The sequence below is a fragment of the Pseudomonas syringae pv. cilantro genome (assembly GCF_001293775.1).
In the GTDB taxonomy this organism is placed as follows: Bacteria; Pseudomonadota; Gammaproteobacteria; order Pseudomonadales; family Pseudomonadaceae; genus Aquipseudomonas; species Aquipseudomonas syringae_P.
This window is the reverse complement of the sequence record NZ_LGLN01000078.1, coordinates 116,514-132,516: the sequence shown is the minus strand read 5'-3', so window position 1 is coordinate 132,516 and position 16,003 is coordinate 116,514. Positions and strand designations below refer to the sequence as shown.

The following is a 16,003-nucleotide window of genomic DNA, read 5'->3' as shown; positions in this document are numbered from 1 at the left end:
CACGAACAGAATAACGGCCTGAAGGGTTTCAGGCCGTCAACAGGTTGCAGAATGTTACTTCAATACAGCCAATGCAGCGTCGTAGTTCGGTTCTTCAGCGATTTCCCTGACCAGTTCGCTGTGCAGAACATTGTCATTTTCGTCCAGCACGACCACTGCACGTGCGGTCAGGCCTTTCAACGGACCGTCGGCAATGGCAACGCCATAGTTCTGGCTGAAATCGGCACTGCGGAACGAGGACAGGTTCTGTACGTTTTCCAGGCCTTCAGAGCCGCAGAAGCGCGCCTGGGCAAATGGCAGATCGGCGGAGATGCAAAGCACGACTGCATTGCTCAGTTTGTTGGCCTGAGCGTTGAACTTGCGCACCGACGTGGCGCAGGTCGGGGTATCGACACTCGGGAAGATGTTTAGCACCTTACGCTTGCCGGCAAAATCAGCCAGGGTCACGTTGGCGAGATTGGCAGCGGTCAGGGTGAAATCATGTGCTTTGTTACCAGTTGCAGGCAGCTCGCCATTGACTTGAACAGGGCCGCCTTTGAGGGTCACTTGAGCCATGAAACATATTCCTTTTTTAAAATGGGTAAAGAGTCGGAAGTTAAACACGAAAGTGCCGTTCGGCCTATATCGGAAAAGTCCGAATTTTCTCAGGAAACCAGTCTGTCCCGGATATCCGGGTGTTCACACAATTCAACCAGCCAATCAACGAATACCCTCACCCGACGCGATAAATGCCGATGCGGCGGATAAAGCGCGGTCAACGGCAAGGCGGGCGGGCGATATTCACGCAACACCTCGACCAGTGCACCGCTGCGCAGTTGTGTCGCAATGTGATAACGAGGCACCTGCACCAGACCAAACCCTGCCTCGCAGGCCGCTACATACCCGTCCGCGCTGTTGACCGAGACCGAGCAGGTCATGCTGTGATCACCGCTCCAGCCATCGGTCATGAACTCCAGGCCATAACGTTTGCTGGTGCTGGCCGAGAAATATTCGATCACCTGATGCTGCGCCAGATCCTGCAGGTCCAGGGGCGTGCCGTATCGGTCCAGATAGTCGCGACTGGCGCAGGTGATCTGGGTCAGACTGCCCAACGGCCGCGCAACCAGTGTGTCATCAAGGGCAGCGCCTGCGCGCAGCACACAATCAACGCCTTCGCGAATAAGGTCGACCGGCCTGTCGCTCATGCCGATTTCCAGACTGATTTGCGGGTAGCGCCGGGTGAATTCGGGCAGGGCCGGGATCACCACCATCCGGCCGAGGCTCACCGGCAAATCAATCCGCAGCAAGCCCTTGGGTTCGGCGCCCTTGGCCGAAAATGCTGCTTCGGCGTCGTCCAGATCGGCGAGCAGGCTGACACAGCGCTGATAGTAGGCCTTACCGTCCGGCGTGGTGCTGACCTGGCGCGTGGTGCGCTGCAGCAACTGCACGCCCAGATGCGCCTCCAGCTGCTTGATCAGGATTGTCACTGACGCACGCGGCAGGTGCAGGCTGTCAGCAGCTTTGGCGAAGCCGCCCAGCTCGACGATACGGGTGAATACGCGCATGGCGTTGAATCGATCCATGATTGCCGGAAGCCTGAGGACAAGGTGTGTAAAGGATCACACTGTTTTAACAGGGTAAACCGGTTGCGCAAAGGGTCAGGCATAACCAGACGCCTGCCCTCTTCAAAAGTCCCTTTTATAGAAAATATCCAGCGAACTGGCAACACCACTCGCCGCTTCGAGGTAGACCCGTTTACTGAGCAGGTAACGCAAGGCAATGGTGTTGGCCGGTTCGAAAACACCCACGCCATAGCGCAGGCTGAGCTTCTCGGTAATCTTGCCACTGGCCACGACGTTGGTCTTGTCGCCAGTGCCAGAGGTATCCAGTTCGAAATCCTTGATACCCAGATTATCGGCAAGTTTGCCGGTGGTCGAGGAACTGCCCGCCACGCCAAGTGCCAGGGCTGCCTGAGCAACCATGTTGTTGTCTTCGCCCGAGGTGCTCAACGGTCTGCCCATGACCAGATAAGACAAGGCCTGCTCCTGGCTCATGGCCGGTTCGGAGAACACTTCGGTAGTAGGTTGTTCGGCGCTGCCAGTCAGCCGAATGCCGGCAATCACATCATCGGTTTGCCGGATGGCTTCGATGTCCAGATACGGCTGATCGACAGGCCCGGCGAACAGCAGCCGTGCCTTGCGGATGGTCAAGCGCTGCCCATAGGCGCGGTAACGTCCGTCGTTAAGGTTCAGTTCGCCGCGAGTGTCCAGGTTATCGCCAATGTGGACACGTCCGGCCAGATTGGCGGTGAGCCCGAAGCCGCTGAAGCTGAGCTTGTCCTGCCCGACGATAACATCGATATCCATCCCCACCGCCAACGGAGGCGCACCTTTCTCGGTCTGCTGACCGACGATGACCGTATCACCCGACAGCTTGACCGTAGACGGCGGCAACTCACGCACGGTAATCGCGCCCCTGGGCACCAGCACCTTGCCGGAAATCGCCAGCCGGTCGCCCTGCATGGATATTTTCAAATCAGGAGCGGCTTCCACCGCAGCATAGGGTTCGACATTGATCGGCAGTTGCGAACCCTTGAGGCTGACATCCACCATCAGGTTCTGCCCCCAAGCCACTTGACCGCCCAGCGTGCCCTGACCGGTACTGCCACTTTTCCAGCCACCGTTGATCTGCATGCTTTCGCCAGCGATCAACGCTTGGATCTTGAGGTCATGCAACTCCATCGGCAACTCGGGCCCCGCGACTTCAGCGCCCTCCAGGTTGACGCTGCCATTAACCAGAGGCGCCAGCAAACTGCCCGACAGACGTCCACTACCGCTCAGGCGCCCGTTGAGTTTCTGCACCGTCGGCGCGAAGGGCCGTGCGACCGAGATATCCAGCCCGGAAAGGTTGAAGTCGCCTGACAGTGGCTTGTCTTTGGCCAAAGGATCGATTTGCGCATTCAGCAACAATCGGCCGAGCTTGCCGCCTTCGAAATCCAGGCGCGAGTCGATACGCTTGGGGGTCAGGGTGCTGCTGAGTTTCAGCGTCTGATACGGGAAGTCCAGCCATTGCTCGTTGTTGCGCACCCGCAGCATACCGCCGCCAGCGTCGACGGTAATCTGACCGCTGGGACCTGCAGCAGGAATATCGAGCTGAACGTCTGCATTCAACGCGCCCTTCCAGGCAAAATCTTTGGGCATCCATTGCGCCAGGCTGTCGAGCGGGAAATTTTTCAGCTGATAGCGCAGACGAGGTTCCGGCATCAGGCGCTGATCACCGCCGCACAGGCTGGCAGAGCCGGAAAGCCAGCAGTGCGCACCGAAATTGAGCCTGCCATCCGCCAGCCGTTCGATTTTTGCCGGCTGTTGCAAACGCCAGTTCTGACCGCCGCTCTGCACGGTGCCACTGGCCAGACGACCGCGCCAGTTGCCTTGATCGAGCCCGCCATCCAGAGCCATCGCCAGCTTGAGCAGCGGGCCTTGCAAATCGAGCTTCAGCTGCTGGGCCTTGAGCGTGCCCTGCCCGTCGACCAGCAAGGTGCCCAACTCCGTGTCGCCCGCCTGAATGCCTGCGCCTTTGAGACTGATGGTTGCGCGCTGCACCGGGTCAAGTCTGGCGTCGAGCGTCAGGTTTTGCAGGCGATTGCCCTGCAATCCGAGCTGACTGCCCTGCAACGCCAGTTTGCCCTCGGGCGCTTGCAGCGTTCCCGCGAGGTCGAGCCGCCCTTTGACCTGCCCTTGCAAGCGCGGCCACAGCTGGGCCAGGCGCGGCAGGTCAAGGTCAAGCTGACCCTTGAGACGCTGCTGCAAGCTGCCTGCGCCCTGAATGCGATTGTCGCCCAGGCGGATATTCAGGCTGCTGACACTCCATTGCTTGTCCCGACCATCAGCCTTGGCTTGCAGCAATGCGGGTTGGCCTCGCAGGCGACCTTTCAGGTCCAGATCGGCGGTCAGTTCAAGCTGCTCGTTCCGCAACTGTCCCTGGCTGCGTAACGGACCGGCCAGCTTGCCGGGCAGCTCGGCGACCCAGTACGAAGGGTCAAGTGCCGTCAGGTCAAGCGCCGTGTCCCAGCCAATGCCGTCGGCAAACGTCAGATTCAGATGACCACTGGCCTTGCCCTGTCCTGCGACCAGTTCCAGTTGCGGCAGGTGAATTTCCTGCAGATTGCCGCTGAACGGGCTGACCAGCGTGAACGCACCGGCCGGTCCTTTCAGGCTGGCGTTGAAATTGCCCAGATAATTGCCATCAGTGTAAGAAATTTCGCCTTTAAAGCTATGAAGTGACACTTGCGGCTCGGAGGGCAGCGGATAAAGCCGCTGCCAGGGGAAATCCAGCCAGTCGATGTTGGCATCCGCCGATAACCCGCTTTGCCAATTTAACGTGCCATTAATCGCCAGGCGCTGCTGATCACTGGCGCTGAGATCCAGCGCGGTGAGGGTTGCGCCCTTGGCATCTACACGGCCTTGCAATGCCAGCGCAATCGGGCCTTTCTCGGCGGGCAGGCTCGCCGTGCCGTTGATCGCATAGCCTGTATCGAGGTTCCCCTCGGCCGTCAGCAGCAATTGGTCGAGCTGCAGCGTATCGGGCAATGCGGAGCTGGGCTTGAAGTGCTCCGAGGTCAGTTTCAGCCGGGCAGGAAGGTGTTCGGCCAAGGGTTGCAGCTCGCCACTCAGGACGCCCGGCAAATAGCCGCTGCTGTCAGCATTGAGTTGCAGGGTCTTGAGTACCTCGCCTTGAACATCAAGCGCCAGCGTCCAGGGCTGGCCGTCCTGCGGCGGCAGTTGCAGTTGCCCTTTGACGCTCAACGGCCAGTCGCCTTCGGGTTTGAGCAGGCAGTTGAGATCAAGCACCAGCGCGTCGCGTTGCAGGTGCGCGCTGTCGATCTGCAGACCGTCGGCGGTCCAATGGGCCACAAGCTTCAGATCACGCAACTGCTCGACGCCGTCCAGTTGCAGGCTGCCAAGCTGTACATCGCCCAGTTTCAGGGACAACGGCAGGTTGAGCGTCGGCAGATTGACAGGGCCGTCAGTAGCGGGCTCGGCATTCGGCGGGAAGAGCAGCAGGACTTGTCCAGCATGCAGGCGGTCGATGCACAGCGTCATTTTCAGCAGGCAGGAAGGCGACCATTCAAAGTCGGCAGACTGAACCTCTACGCGGTCTTCGCCCTGCTGCCATAGCAATCGATCTGCGTGCCACTGTCCGCCCAGCCGGCCCTGAAAATTTTCCAGTTGCAGACCGGGCACGCGCGCCAGCGCCCAGCGGCTGCCGGACGCGGTGCCGAGCAGCAACCCGGCGCTGATTACGACCAGCACAAGCAACGCAATCAGGCTCAAACCGAAAACTTTCGCGCCGCGCTTCATGCTCAACCTGTTCAAAGTTCCGGCCCCATCGAAAAATGCAGGCGGATTCCACCGTCGTCGTCCAGCCCGTGCGCCAGGTCGAGACGCAGCGGCCCTACCGGCGAAACCCAGCGCACACCGACGCCGATCCCGGTTTTCAGATCGGGTCTGTCGAGGTTGTTGAACGAGTTGCCCTGATCGACAAAGGTAGCCAGCCGCCACTTCTCGGCAATCGAATACTGATACTCGACACTGCCCGCGAACATGTATCGACCACCAATGCGATCACCATCAGAGTTGGTCGGTGAGAGATTCTGATAGTCGTAGCCGCGCACGCTCTGATCACCACCGGCAAAGAAGCGCAGCGAAGGCGGTATCGAGGTGTAACCGTCAGTGAGGTTGCCGCCCAGTTGCACGCGGCCGAGGAGGCGATGGTTCTGGGCGACTGTCGTCAGGCCTTTGAGCAACACATTGGCATGCACCAGGTTGGCGTCCGACAACATGCCTTCCTTGGCCACCTGCGTCTCGAATTGCAGTCGATAACCCTGACTCGGATCGATACGATTGTCACTGCGCAAGTACGAGTAACTGATGCCGGGCATCAACAGCGTACTGAGGCCCGAATCATCACCCAGCCGGTATTCTTCGCGTTGCCATTTCAGGGAAATGACCCGCTCCCAGCCGCTGGGCAGCTTGCTGTGCCATTCCGGCCCGGCAGTCAGCAGCTTGCTAAGGCTGTCGGTGCCGGCGATCTCTTCGTACTGATAACCGCCGGCGTAGCGCATTTTGTCGGTCAACGGCGGATCAAGCGGCACGTCGTACCACAGGCCAACGTTCTGCCGTGGCGCGGAAATTTCCGACTCGAAGCCGTAGCTATGGCCCTGCGGGTTGGCCCAATGGCGGGTCCAGTTGGCTTTGCCGCGTGGCCCTACGTCGGTGGAATAGCCCAGCCCCAGGCCCATGGTGCGCGGCTTGCGGGTCTCGAGCTGAACGGTGACCGGAATGACATCGTTCACCGCCGCTGTCGGTACTGCGTCGACGCGCACGCCTTCAAAGTAGCCGCTGGCCTGCATGTCCTGGGTCAGTTCGGCAATCAATTGCGAGTCGTAAGGGGTGTTTTCCTTGAACGGCACCATGCGCTTGAGCAGGTCTTCGTCGAAGGGCGTGTTACCGCTGAATTTCACCTGACCCAGCGTGTAACGCGGGCCGCTGTCATAGACCAGCTCGATGTCGGCGACGCCCGCGCGCGGGTCGATGGCAAGCCGCTGACGGGTGAAATGCCCGCTGAAAAAGCCAAAGCGCGATGCCTGATTCTGAATCAGGCGCTTGGCGTCTTCGTAATTGCCGTGATTCAGCACTGCACCGGTTTTCAGCGCGTCGCTTTTCGGAACCTTGAATGCAGCAAGAGACGCGGCGGGGCCATCGACCCGGATGACCACGTTACGCAGGTGAATCGGCTCGCCCGGCTTGATTTTGATGCCCAGCCGCGGCTCGGGGCCGTCCTGGATCTCGCTGTCGATCTGCGCCTGATAATAGCCTAGCGCCTGAGCAGCCTTTTCTGCCTGCTGCTCGGCACCCAGGCTGAAATTGCGCAGGGCCTTGGCGTCGCGCTCCCCCAGATCACCCACATAGCCTTCCACGTTGGCCTTGAGTTGCGGATTGGCGGGCTCGACCCTGACGTCCAGGCGCGCCTCGGCCAGCGCCGTTGCACTCATGGACATCAGGACCAGGCTGCTGAGGAGTCTGAACAGTTTCATGGGCGTGGATGCTATCACGATCGACAGGCCGCACTGGAAGTCCACGAATTGGCGGCTATTCAAGCCATTGCGTCAGGAACCGGCAGTGAAACCTGAGGGTTCGGATGAAAGAACACGTGTTCTCGGACCGGCCCTACAGCGATCTCGCCTATTTCCTCGTAGCCCTGTCGCTTATAGAACTCGAAATAACGAGGGTTTCCGGTGTCGACGACGATGCCCTGCGAGTTTTCGTCTACCGCGCACCAGTCGTGAAGGGCCGTCAGCAGTTGCTCGCTCAAGTCCTGACCGAGCTTCTGGCCCTGGTATTCCGGATCTAGCCCGATCAGCGGCAGAACGTGCGCGGTTTCCGTCGGCACACAGGCCAGTACCGCGTTGTAATACGCCAGGTAGCGCTGGGTGCAGCCGAGGCCGGTGTCCATGACCATGCGCAAGCGCCAGGCCCAGCTTTCGGTAACGCCCAGACGACGCTGCGGCGGCGCGACCAAAGCTACGCCGACCAGACGATCCTCGAGAAACAGCCCCAGCGCAGGCTGGTTTTGCAAAAAATGCTGTTTGACCAGATGGCGAATGGTCGCCAGCACGCGTTGCTCGTACCCTTCGCGCTCGGCGTTGAACAGGTAGGCGAACGTCGGATCATGCCGGTAAGCCCTGAACAACAAGGCGCGAGTTTCACGGGAATAACCGCCGTCGAGTTGGCGGATTTCGCCCGTGATGGCAACAGGTAGGGACATAAAGGGCCTCGTGTTAACGGAACTGCGTCTGGCGCAGCGGTTTTGGCAGCAGGCTTTCGAGTGATGGCAATTGAGAACAGTTCAAACGAATTGTCCACCCCTCCGCTGCCATCATGCCCGACGACGCTGGTTCTCGATCGGCAGGTCAGCTAGCATCGCAGTTTGTTTTGCTCAGGACCGCTGTTTTATGAAAATCGTCTCGTTCAACATCAACGGGCTGCGCGCTCGACCGCATCAATTGGCGGCACTGATCGAAAAGCATCAGCCTGACGTGATCGGTCTTCAGGAAACCAAGGTGTCGGACGAGCAATTCCCCCATGCGGACATCGAAGCGCTGGGTTATCACGTCCATTTCCATGGCCAGAAAGGCCATTACGGGGTCGCCCTGCTGTCGCGCAATCCGCCGCTGGAGTTGCACAAGGGCTTCGAGGGCGATAACGAGGACTCCCAGAAGCGCTTCATATGGGGCGCCTACGCAGACAGCAATGGTCAGCCGATCACCATCATGAACGGCTATTTCCCGCAGGGCGAAAGCCGCGATCACCCGACCAAATTTCCGGCCAAGCAGCGTTTTTATAAAAATCTCCAGCAACTGCTGGAGAGTCGCTTCAGCAACGAGCAGCCGCTGATCGTGATGGGGGATGTGAACATTTCACCGCAGGACTGCGACATCGGTATCGGCGCCGACAACGCCAGGCGCTGGCTGAAGACGGGCAAGTGCAGCTTCCTTCCGGAAGAACGCGAATGGATGGAGCGCCTGAAAAACTGGGGCCTGGTGGACAGTTTCCGTTACCTGCACCCCGAGATCAGCGACCGCTTCAGCTGGTTCGACTATCGCAGTCGTGGCTTTGAAGATGAGCCTAAGCGTGGCCTGCGCATCGACCTGATCATGACCTCGACCGGCCTGCAGCCGCGCATCAAAGCGGCGGGCGTCGACTACGATTTGCGCGGCATGGAAAAACCATCGGATCATGCACCTATCTGGCTCGAACTGAGGTGATCCGGCATTGACTTTCCGATCTGCCTGAACAGGCAGATCGGCGTCTGACAGTGCATTAATCGCTTAACTGTCATATTCCAGCAACCTCCTTGTCTTAATCTCCCGTCACCCTTCCGTGATCCATGGTGACGCCGATGCTGCGCGCTCTGCTAACGGCGCTGATTCTGTCGAGCGCCACCTTGCCCTTCGCTGCACTGGCGGCATTGCCAGTACCCAGCGGCGACGCACCCACTTTGCGTATTCAAGGCTCCAATACCATCAATGCTGAACTTGGACCGGCTCTGGTCGAAGGCATGCTGCGTCAACAAGGCCTGCAGGCGGTGCAAACCTTGCCAGGTGCTGCGCTCAACGAACAACGAGTGACCGGCGTGGCCGCAACAGGTCAAACGGTCAGCGTCGAGGTCGCCGCGCATGGCTCAGGCACCGGGTTCACGGCATTGAAAGCCGGTAATGCAGACATCGCAGCCTCGTCGCGGCCCATCAAGGACCAGGAAGCCAAAGAGCTGGCCGGTCTTGGCGATCTCAAGAGCGCTGCCGGTGAACAAATCATCGCCATCGATGGCGTCGCGGTGATCGTGCACCCCGGCAACCCGTTGCGGCAGCTGGACACCCAGCAACTGGCACGCATTTTCAGCGGAGAAGTCAGGGACTGGAGCGAAGTGGGCGGTAACCCTGGCGCGATTCATCTGTATGTGCGCGATGAAAAGTCCGGCACCTACGAAACCTTCAAGGAACTGGTGCTGGCCAAATACGGCAAGAATCTGTCCAGCGCTGCGGTGCGCTTCGAGTCCAGCGAGCAACTGTCCGATGAGGTCAGCAAAGACCCCAATGGCGTAGGCTTTACCGGCCTGCCGTCAATCAGACGCGCCAGAGCGGTAGCGATCGCCGACGGTGAATCGCGGCCCATGCTGCCGACCATCAGCCTGATCGCTACCGAGGATTACCCGCTGTCGCGGCGGCTCTATCTGTACGTTCCGCCCGCTGCGCATCAACGCTGGGCGCAGGCACTGGTACGCTTTGCGCAGAGCCCCGGAGGTCAGGCCATCGTCGCGCAGGAGGGGTTTGTCGCGCAGACCGTGCAGGCGCTCAAGGTTCAGCCGACGGCACAGATGCCTGCCGATTATCAGGCGCTGACCCGCAAGGCCGAGCGGCTCTCGGTCAACTTTCGCTTCGCCCAGGGCAGCGCGCGGCTCGACAACAAGGCCCAGCAGGATCTCAAGCGCGTCGTTGACTACCTGAAAGCCAATGACCGGCTTGACCAACATGTGACGCTGGTCGGCTTCGGTGACGCCAAGAGCGACCCGGCGCGTGCCACCCTGCTTTCACGGCTGCGGGCCATGGCCGTGCGCCGCGAGCTGTTGAAAAGCGGCGTGACCTTTCGTGACATCCTCGGGCTGGGCGATGAGATGCCGGTGGCAACCAATGATATCGACGATGGCCGGATCAAGAATCGCCGCGTCGAAGTCTGGGTGCAGTAATTCGCCCGCAGCTCAGGAACGGCTGTGCGATAGGTTCGCAGGCAAGTACTTGCCCAGTTCGAATTTGCCGACCGCAGCCCGGTGCACTTCATCCGGGCCATCGGCCAGCCGCAGGGTGCGCTGCATGGCGTACATGTAAGCCAGCGGGAAATCACTGGAAACCCCCGCACCGCCATGCATCTGGATCGCCCGGTCGATCACTTTCAGAGCAACGTTGGGCGCAACCACTTTGATCTGCGCAATTTCGCTCTTGGCGACCTTGTTTCCCGCAGTATCCATCATGTACGCCGCCTTGAGGGTCAGCAGCCGGGCCATGTCGATTTCCATTCGCGAGTCAGCGATTTTATCGACATTGCCACCCAGCCTGGCCAGCGGTTTGCCGAACGCTACGCGGTCGATGGCACGCTTGCACATCAGCTCAAGCGCTCGCTCAGCCATGCCGATGGAACGCATGCAGTGGTGAATACGCCCGGGGCCCAGCCGTCCCTGAGCGATCTCGAAACCCCGGCCCTCGCCCAGCAGCACGTTCGCATAAGGCACGCGGACGTTGTCAAACAGCACTTCGGCATGCCCGTGGGGTGCGTCGTCATATCCGAAGACCGGTAGTGACCGGACGATCTTCACGCCAGGCGTGTCGACCGGCACCAGGATCATCGAATGCTGCTGATGGCGCGGCCCGTCGGGATTGCTCAGGCCCATGAAAATGAGAATCTTGCAGCGCGGGTCGCAGGCCCCGGAGGTCCACCACTTACGCCCGTTGATGACCCACTCCTCGCCTACACGTTCGGCGCACGCGGCCATATTGGTGGCGTCCGACGAGGCGACATCAGGCTCGGTCATGGCAAAGGCCGAGCGAATCTCGCCGCGCAGCAGCGGTTCGAGCCAGCGTTGTTTCTGTTCCTCGCTGGCATAGCGCACCAGCACTTCCATGTTGCCGGTGTCGGGCGCAGAACAGTTGAAGGGCTCCGACCCCAGCATGGAACGGCCCATGATTTCCGCCAGCGGCGCGTATTCCAGGTTGCTCAGCCCTGCCCCTCGCTCGGACTCCGGCAAAAACAGATTCCACAGCCCTTCGGATTTGGCCCTGGCCTTGAGTTCTTCCATGATCGCGGTGGGCTGCCAGCGATCACCCTCGGCCACTTGCTGCTCGAAGACCGGCTCGGCGGGATAAACGTAAGCCTCCATGAACGCGGTGACGCGCTCACGCAGTGCCTGCACCTTCGGGGAGTATGCGAAATCCATGGGCCGCTACCTTCTCGATCAGAGTGTCGATGTTGTGACGCGGATGCTAGAGAACCTCCAGTCATTTATCTAATCTATTCTCAGCGTGTATTAACATTCATAACCCATATATGATTCGTCAATGCTGTATCACGCCCAGTCCTGATCAACAGCGAATCACAATAACAGTACGAGGCACCCCACCCATGAACCTGAGCAAGGTCGATCTCAACCTATTCATTGTCTTCGACGCCATCTACACCGAGGCCAACCTGACTCGCGCCGGGCAGATTGTCGGCATTACCCAGCCTGCCGTTTCCAACGCGCTGGCGCGCTTGCGTGAGACCTTCAACGACCCGCTGTTCGTGCGTACGGCGCAGGGCATGGTGCCGACGCCGATGGCGCAGAACATCATCGGTCCGGTGCGCAATGCGCTTTCGCTGCTCAGGGTTTCGGTGCAGGAAAGCCGTATATTCAATCCGTTGCAGGCCAACAAGAACTACCGCATCAGCATGACCGACCTGACCGAGGCGGTGATCCTGCCTGTGCTGTTCCAGCGGCTGCGACGCCTGGCGCCTGCCGTCACCATCGAAAGTTTTCTGTCCAAGCGCCGTGAAACCACCAAGGAACTGGCAGCCGGTCGTCTGGACTTCGCCGTGGACGCGCCGCTCAATACCGACCCGCAGGTGCGTCACGTCAAGCTGATGGAAGACCGCTACGTGTGCAGCATGCGCAATGGCCATCCGCTGGCGGGCAAAACCGCGCTGACGCTGGATGATTACCTGGCGCAGGCGCACATTCATATTTCCAGCCGCCGCAGCGGGCTGGGCCACGTGGACCTGGCACTGGGCAAGATGGGCATTCAGCGCAAGATCGCGCTACGCTCGCAACACTACCTGATGGCCATCCAGGTATTGCAGCAGACCGACATGGTCATGACCGTACCGGAGCGCTTCGCCCGTCGTAACGATCTGCATTATGTGTACCTGCCGATCAATGATGTTCCCTCGGTTGAAACCCACCTCTACTGGCACGAAAGCACCGATCAGGACCCCGCCAACCGCTGGATGCGCGAGCAGATCATCGAGCTGGCCCAGCGGGTCGTCGCCCAGGAAAAAGTGTGAAGAGAGAGGGCAAGCTGCAAGCTCCTGACTTCTAGCTTCTAGCTTCTAGCTTTTAGCTTTTAGCTCGCAACTTGACGCATACGTCAAGCAACCGTACGTTAGAGCCGAATGCCCCGCCGAGCGTCGCCATGAGCAGTCACACCTACAGCATTTCCGAGCTTGCCCGCGAGCTTGACATTACTACCCGCGCCATCCGTTTCTATGAAGAGCAAGGCATGCTCAGCCCTGAGCGCAAGGGGCTGGAGCGCATTTATTCGGCGCGCGACAAGGTCACTCTGAAGCTGATCCTGCGCGGCAAGCGGATCGGCTTCTCGCTGGCCGAATGCAAAGAGCTGATTTCGCTGTACGACCCGAGCGGCGGCAATCAAAAACAATTGCAGACCATGCTCGGCAAGATCACCGAGCGTCGCGCGCAGCTGGAACAGCAACTGTTGGACATTCAGCAGATGCAACTGGAACTGGACACCGCCGAAGAGCGCTGCCGCGCCGAACTCGATAAAAACGCTGCCACGTCAACCTGACCTTACGGGCACTGCCATGTCTCTCCCGCAAAAAGTGAATATCGTTGAAGTCGGCCCGCGTGACGGCCTGCAGAATGAAGCACTGCCGATCAGCATCGAGGACAAGGTGCGCTTGGTCGACGCTTTGAGCGCAGCCGGACTTGGCCACATTGAAGCCGGTAGTTTCGTGTCGACCCGATGGGTGCCTCAGATGGCGGGCTCGGCCCAGGTTTTGGCGCAGATCGAGCGCCGTGAGGGCGTGATTTACTCGGCCCTGACGCCGAATCTGCGCGGGTTCGAAGACGCGCTGGCGGCCGGTGCCGGAGAAGTTGCAGTGTTCGCCGGCGCAAGCGAAGCCTTCTCTGAACGCAATCTGAACTGCTCGATCAGCGAAAGCCTGGAGCGCTTCGCGCCGATCATGGCCGCAGCGCGCCTGCATGGCTTGCGGGTAAGGGGTTATGTGTCCTGCGTGTTGGGCTGCCCGTATGAGGGCAATGTCTCAGCCGAACAGGTTGCCTCGGTGGCCAACGAATTGTATGCGATGGGCTGCTACGAGATTTCGCTGGGCGACACCATTGGCATCGGCACGCCCGGTGCCGCCCGCGCCCTGTTCAATGCAGTGGCGGCACACATCCCTCGCAGCAAGCTGGCCGGACATTTTCACGATACTTACGGCCAGGCGCTGGTGAATATCTATGCCGGCCTCGAGGAAGGCATTCAGGTCTTCGACAGCTCTGTCGCAGGCCTCGGCGGTTGCCCGTATGCCAAAGGCGCTAGCGGAAATGTCGCCACTGAAGACGTGCTGTACATGCTGCAGGGGCTGGGTATCGAGACAGGCGTCGATCTTGATCAGGTCATCACGGCCGGTCAGCGTATTTGCGAGGTCCTGGGGCGCGACAATGGTTCGCGTGTGGCCAAGGCACGGCTGTCAGTCTGACAAACGTCACCGGTCGGTAACAGGGTGCGACACATTGTCACGGAGTGTTACTCTGCCCGCGTCTTGTCGAGACAAACGGGTAACACGGAAACAAACGACACCAGAATCAGCTGACTCGATGCTCGGAAAATTCCTCAAACACCCGGTTTCCGGGGACTTTGAAAAACTGGCACGGGTCCTGCTACATCCTTCGTAGAACAAGAATAAAAGTACGCAGCAATCCAATAAAAACAATACGTACCGGCTCTGACATAACAAGAACAACACGGACAGAGACGTAGCTAACAGATTTTTTTGGAGTGGATAGCTTTCTGAATGACCTGCCTTGCAGGACGTTCGCAGCCAGACAGAGAACAACAAAACTGCCCCGAAGCAGCTCCCGTACTGGTTGGATCAATGCGATGAAAGCGGCATCAGCGCTCAAAAAAATACGTTTGCTCTTGGTCCCGTTTGTGGATCGCTCAAAAAAGATGTGAAGGGCCAGGCCGCCAAAAACAACAACAGGCCTCCCGACAAACAAAAACGAGCATAGCAACAGACCTTGAAGGGGAGCCCAGGCTCCCCTTCGTGCTTTCCGGGATTTGCCTGTGCTGGCATGCATGCACCACCTATCGTTTATTGCCCCGCCCCACAGCCCTCGCCGCTTCCTGAAGCCCATGACTCCATTAAACAGAACGTTGACAGCGCTCATCTGCAGGCTTACGTTAACGTAAAGGTCATAGCCAATCCGTTCAAAATCAATTCCAAGAATAAAACAGGAACGCTGCTCATGAGTTACCCCAGCCTGAACTTCGCCCTGGGCGAAACCATCGACATGCTCCGCGATCAGTTGCAATCATTCGTGGCCACAGAGCTCTCCCCCCGCGCTGCGCAGATCGACAGGGACAATCTTTTTCCGGCCGACATGTGGCGTAAATTCGGTGAAATGGGCGTGCTGGGTATCACTGTCAGCGAAGAATACGGCGGCGCAGGCCTCGGGTATCTGGCGCATGTGGTCGCCATGGAAGAGATCAGTCGTGGCTCGGCGTCGGTGGCGCTGTCCTACGGCGCGCACTCCAATCTGTGCGTCAACCAGATCAACCGCAACGGCAACCCCGAGCAGAAAGCCCGTTACCTGCCCCGGCTGTTGAGCGGCGAGCACGTTGGCGCGCTGGCGATGAGTGAACCCAATGCCGGCTCGGACGTGGTGTCGATGAAGCTGCGGGCAGACAAGCGCGGTGACCGCTACATTCTCAATGGCAGCAAAACCTGGATTACCAACGGTCCGGATGCCGACACTTACGTGATCTACGCCAAGACCGACCTGGCGAAAGCCGCGCATGGCATCAGTGCATTCATCGTCGAGCGCGACTGGAAAGGCTTCTCACGCGGCGGCAAGTTCGACAAGCTCGGCATGCGCGGCTCCAATACCTGCGAACTGTTTTTCGACAATGTCGAAGTGCCGGAAGAAAACCTGCTGGGCGCACTCGATGGCGGCGTTCGCGTCTTGATGAGCGGCCTGGATTACGAGCGCGTGGTCCTCTCCGGCGGGCCAACCGGCATCATGCAGGCCTGCATGGACGTCGTGGTTCCGTACATTCACGACCGCAAACAGTTTGGCCAGAGCATCGGTGAGTTTCAGCTGATTCAGGGCAAGGTGGCCGACATGTACACCCAGCTCAACGCCAGCCGGGCTTATCTGTATGCAGTTGCTCAGGCTTGCGATCGAGGCGAAACCACCCGCAAGGACGCCGCAGGCGTGATCCTGTACAGCGCCGAGCGGGCAACCCAGATGGCACTGGACGCGATCCAGATTCTTGGCGGCAACGGCTACATCAACGAATTTCCGGTCGGTCGCCTGTTACGCGACGCCAAGCTGTACGAGATCGGCGCAGGCACCAGCGAAATCCGGCGCATGCTCATCGGTCGCGAACTGTTTAACGAAACCCGTTGATTCC

At 59.5% G+C, this 16,003-nt stretch carries 12 protein-coding genes and 1 pseudogene; 6 read left to right on the top strand and 7 right to left on the bottom strand.

Annotated features, from left to right (window positions below):
* Positions 1-54 precede the first annotated feature (54 nt).
* The 5 genes from tpx to ABJ99_RS22130 form a co-directional block, all read right to left on the bottom strand.
* Positions 55-555 carry a thiol peroxidase gene (gene tpx / locus ABJ99_RS22150; RefSeq protein ID WP_054087629.1) on the bottom strand — a complete coding sequence of 167 codons (501 nt, stop codon included), beginning with the start codon at positions 553-555 and terminating at the stop codon, positions 55-57.
* A gap of 89 nt (positions 556-644) precedes the next feature.
* Positions 645-1,562 (bottom strand): LysR family transcriptional regulator, encoded by a 918-nt coding sequence (locus tag ABJ99_RS22145; protein ID WP_054087628.1) that lies wholly within the window; start codon positions 1,560-1,562, stop codon positions 645-647.
* A 102-nt stretch (positions 1,563-1,664) separates the two neighbouring features.
* Complete coding sequence (locus ABJ99_RS22140) at positions 1,665-5,345, bottom strand: translocation/assembly module TamB domain-containing protein (RefSeq protein ID WP_054087627.1); 3,681 nt, start codon at positions 5,343-5,345, stop codon at positions 1,665-1,667.
* 5 nt (positions 5,346-5,350) lie between these two features.
* A complete protein-coding gene (locus ABJ99_RS22135; protein WP_054087626.1) occupies positions 5,351-7,075 on the bottom strand; it encodes an autotransporter assembly complex protein TamA in 1,725 nt (574 codons plus the stop codon).
* Positions 7,076-7,134: 59 nt separating this feature from the next.
* On the bottom strand, positions 7,135-7,806 hold the full coding sequence (locus ABJ99_RS22130) for a GNAT family N-acetyltransferase (RefSeq protein ID WP_054087625.1): 672 nt from the start codon (positions 7,804-7,806) through the stop codon (positions 7,135-7,137).
* A 187-nt stretch (positions 7,807-7,993) separates the two neighbouring features.
* On the opposite strand from ABJ99_RS22130, the gene xthA reads away from it, so the two are divergent.
* On the top strand, positions 7,994-8,806 hold the full coding sequence (gene xthA / locus ABJ99_RS22125; RefSeq protein WP_054087624.1) for an exodeoxyribonuclease III: 813 nt from the start codon (positions 7,994-7,996) through the stop codon (positions 8,804-8,806).
* A gap of 134 nt (positions 8,807-8,940) precedes the next feature.
* On the top strand, positions 8,941-10,284 hold the full coding sequence (locus ABJ99_RS22120; RefSeq protein ID WP_054087623.1) for a substrate-binding domain-containing protein: 1,344 nt from the start codon (positions 8,941-8,943) through the stop codon (positions 10,282-10,284).
* 12 nt (positions 10,285-10,296) lie between these two features.
* On the opposite strand, the gene ABJ99_RS22115 is transcribed toward ABJ99_RS22120, so the two are convergent.
* Entirely contained in the window at positions 10,297-11,526 is a 1,230-nt protein-coding gene (locus tag ABJ99_RS22115; RefSeq protein ID WP_054087622.1) for an acyl-CoA dehydrogenase, read from the bottom strand.
* 185 nt (positions 11,527-11,711) lie between these two features.
* On the opposite strand from ABJ99_RS22115, the gene ABJ99_RS22110 reads away from it, so the two are divergent.
* The 3 genes from ABJ99_RS22110 (at position 11,712) to ABJ99_RS22100 (ending at position 14,066) form a co-directional block, all read left to right on the top strand.
* On the top strand, positions 11,712-12,629 hold the full coding sequence (locus tag ABJ99_RS22110; protein WP_054087621.1) for a LysR family transcriptional regulator: 918 nt from the start codon (positions 11,712-11,714) through the stop codon (positions 12,627-12,629).
* 128 nt (positions 12,630-12,757) lie between these two features.
* Positions 12,758-13,150 carry a MerR family transcriptional regulator gene (locus ABJ99_RS22105; protein ID WP_054087620.1) on the top strand — a complete coding sequence of 131 codons (393 nt, stop codon included), beginning with the start codon at positions 12,758-12,760 and terminating at the stop codon, positions 13,148-13,150.
* Between the two features lie 16 nt (positions 13,151-13,166).
* Positions 13,167-14,066 (top strand): hydroxymethylglutaryl-CoA lyase, encoded by a 900-nt coding sequence (locus ABJ99_RS22100; protein ID WP_054087619.1) that lies wholly within the window; start codon positions 13,167-13,169, stop codon positions 14,064-14,066.
* 281 nt (positions 14,067-14,347) lie between these two features.
* Here the strand turns inward: ABJ99_RS22100 and ABJ99_RS29345 are convergent.
* Positions 14,348-14,604 (bottom strand): annotated as a pseudogene (locus ABJ99_RS29345) (hypothetical protein).
* 231 nt (positions 14,605-14,835) lie between these two features.
* On the opposite strand from ABJ99_RS29345, the gene ABJ99_RS22090 reads away from it, so the two are divergent.
* A complete protein-coding gene (locus ABJ99_RS22090) occupies positions 14,836-15,999 on the top strand; it encodes an isovaleryl-CoA dehydrogenase (RefSeq protein WP_054087618.1) in 1,164 nt (387 codons plus the stop codon).
* The last annotated feature ends 4 nt before the right edge of the window (positions 16,000-16,003 follow it).

Bases quoted from the DNA above. Each gene is read 5' to 3' on its own strand.
- xthA (WP_054087624.1), top strand. From the start codon at position 7,994: ATGAAAATCGTCTCGTTCAACATCAACGGGCTGCGCGCTCGACCGCAT.
- ABJ99_RS22100 (WP_054087619.1), top strand. From the start codon at position 13,167: ATGTCTCTCCCGCAAAAAGTGAATATCGTTGAAGTCGGCCCGCGTGAC.
- ABJ99_RS22110 (WP_054087621.1), top strand. From the start codon at position 11,712: ATGAACCTGAGCAAGGTCGATCTCAACCTATTCATTGTCTTCGACGCC.
- ABJ99_RS22130 (WP_054087625.1), bottom strand. From the start codon at position 7,806: ATGTCCCTACCTGTTGCCATCACGGGCGAAATCCGCCAACTCGACGGC.
- ABJ99_RS22145 (WP_054087628.1), bottom strand. From the start codon at position 1,562: ATGGATCGATTCAACGCCATGCGCGTATTCACCCGTATCGTCGAGCTG.
- tpx (WP_054087629.1), bottom strand. From the start codon at position 555: ATGGCTCAAGTGACCCTCAAAGGCGGCCCTGTTCAAGTCAATGGCGAG.
- ABJ99_RS22105 (WP_054087620.1), top strand. From the start codon at position 12,758: ATGAGCAGTCACACCTACAGCATTTCCGAGCTTGCCCGCGAGCTTGAC.
- ABJ99_RS22090 (WP_054087618.1), top strand. From the start codon at position 14,836: ATGAGTTACCCCAGCCTGAACTTCGCCCTGGGCGAAACCATCGACATG.
- ABJ99_RS22135 (WP_054087626.1), bottom strand. From the start codon at position 7,075: ATGAAACTGTTCAGACTCCTCAGCAGCCTGGTCCTGATGTCCATGAGT.
- ABJ99_RS22120 (WP_054087623.1), top strand. From the start codon at position 8,941: ATGCTGCGCGCTCTGCTAACGGCGCTGATTCTGTCGAGCGCCACCTTG.
- ABJ99_RS22115 (WP_054087622.1), bottom strand. From the start codon at position 11,526: ATGGATTTCGCATACTCCCCGAAGGTGCAGGCACTGCGTGAGCGCGTC.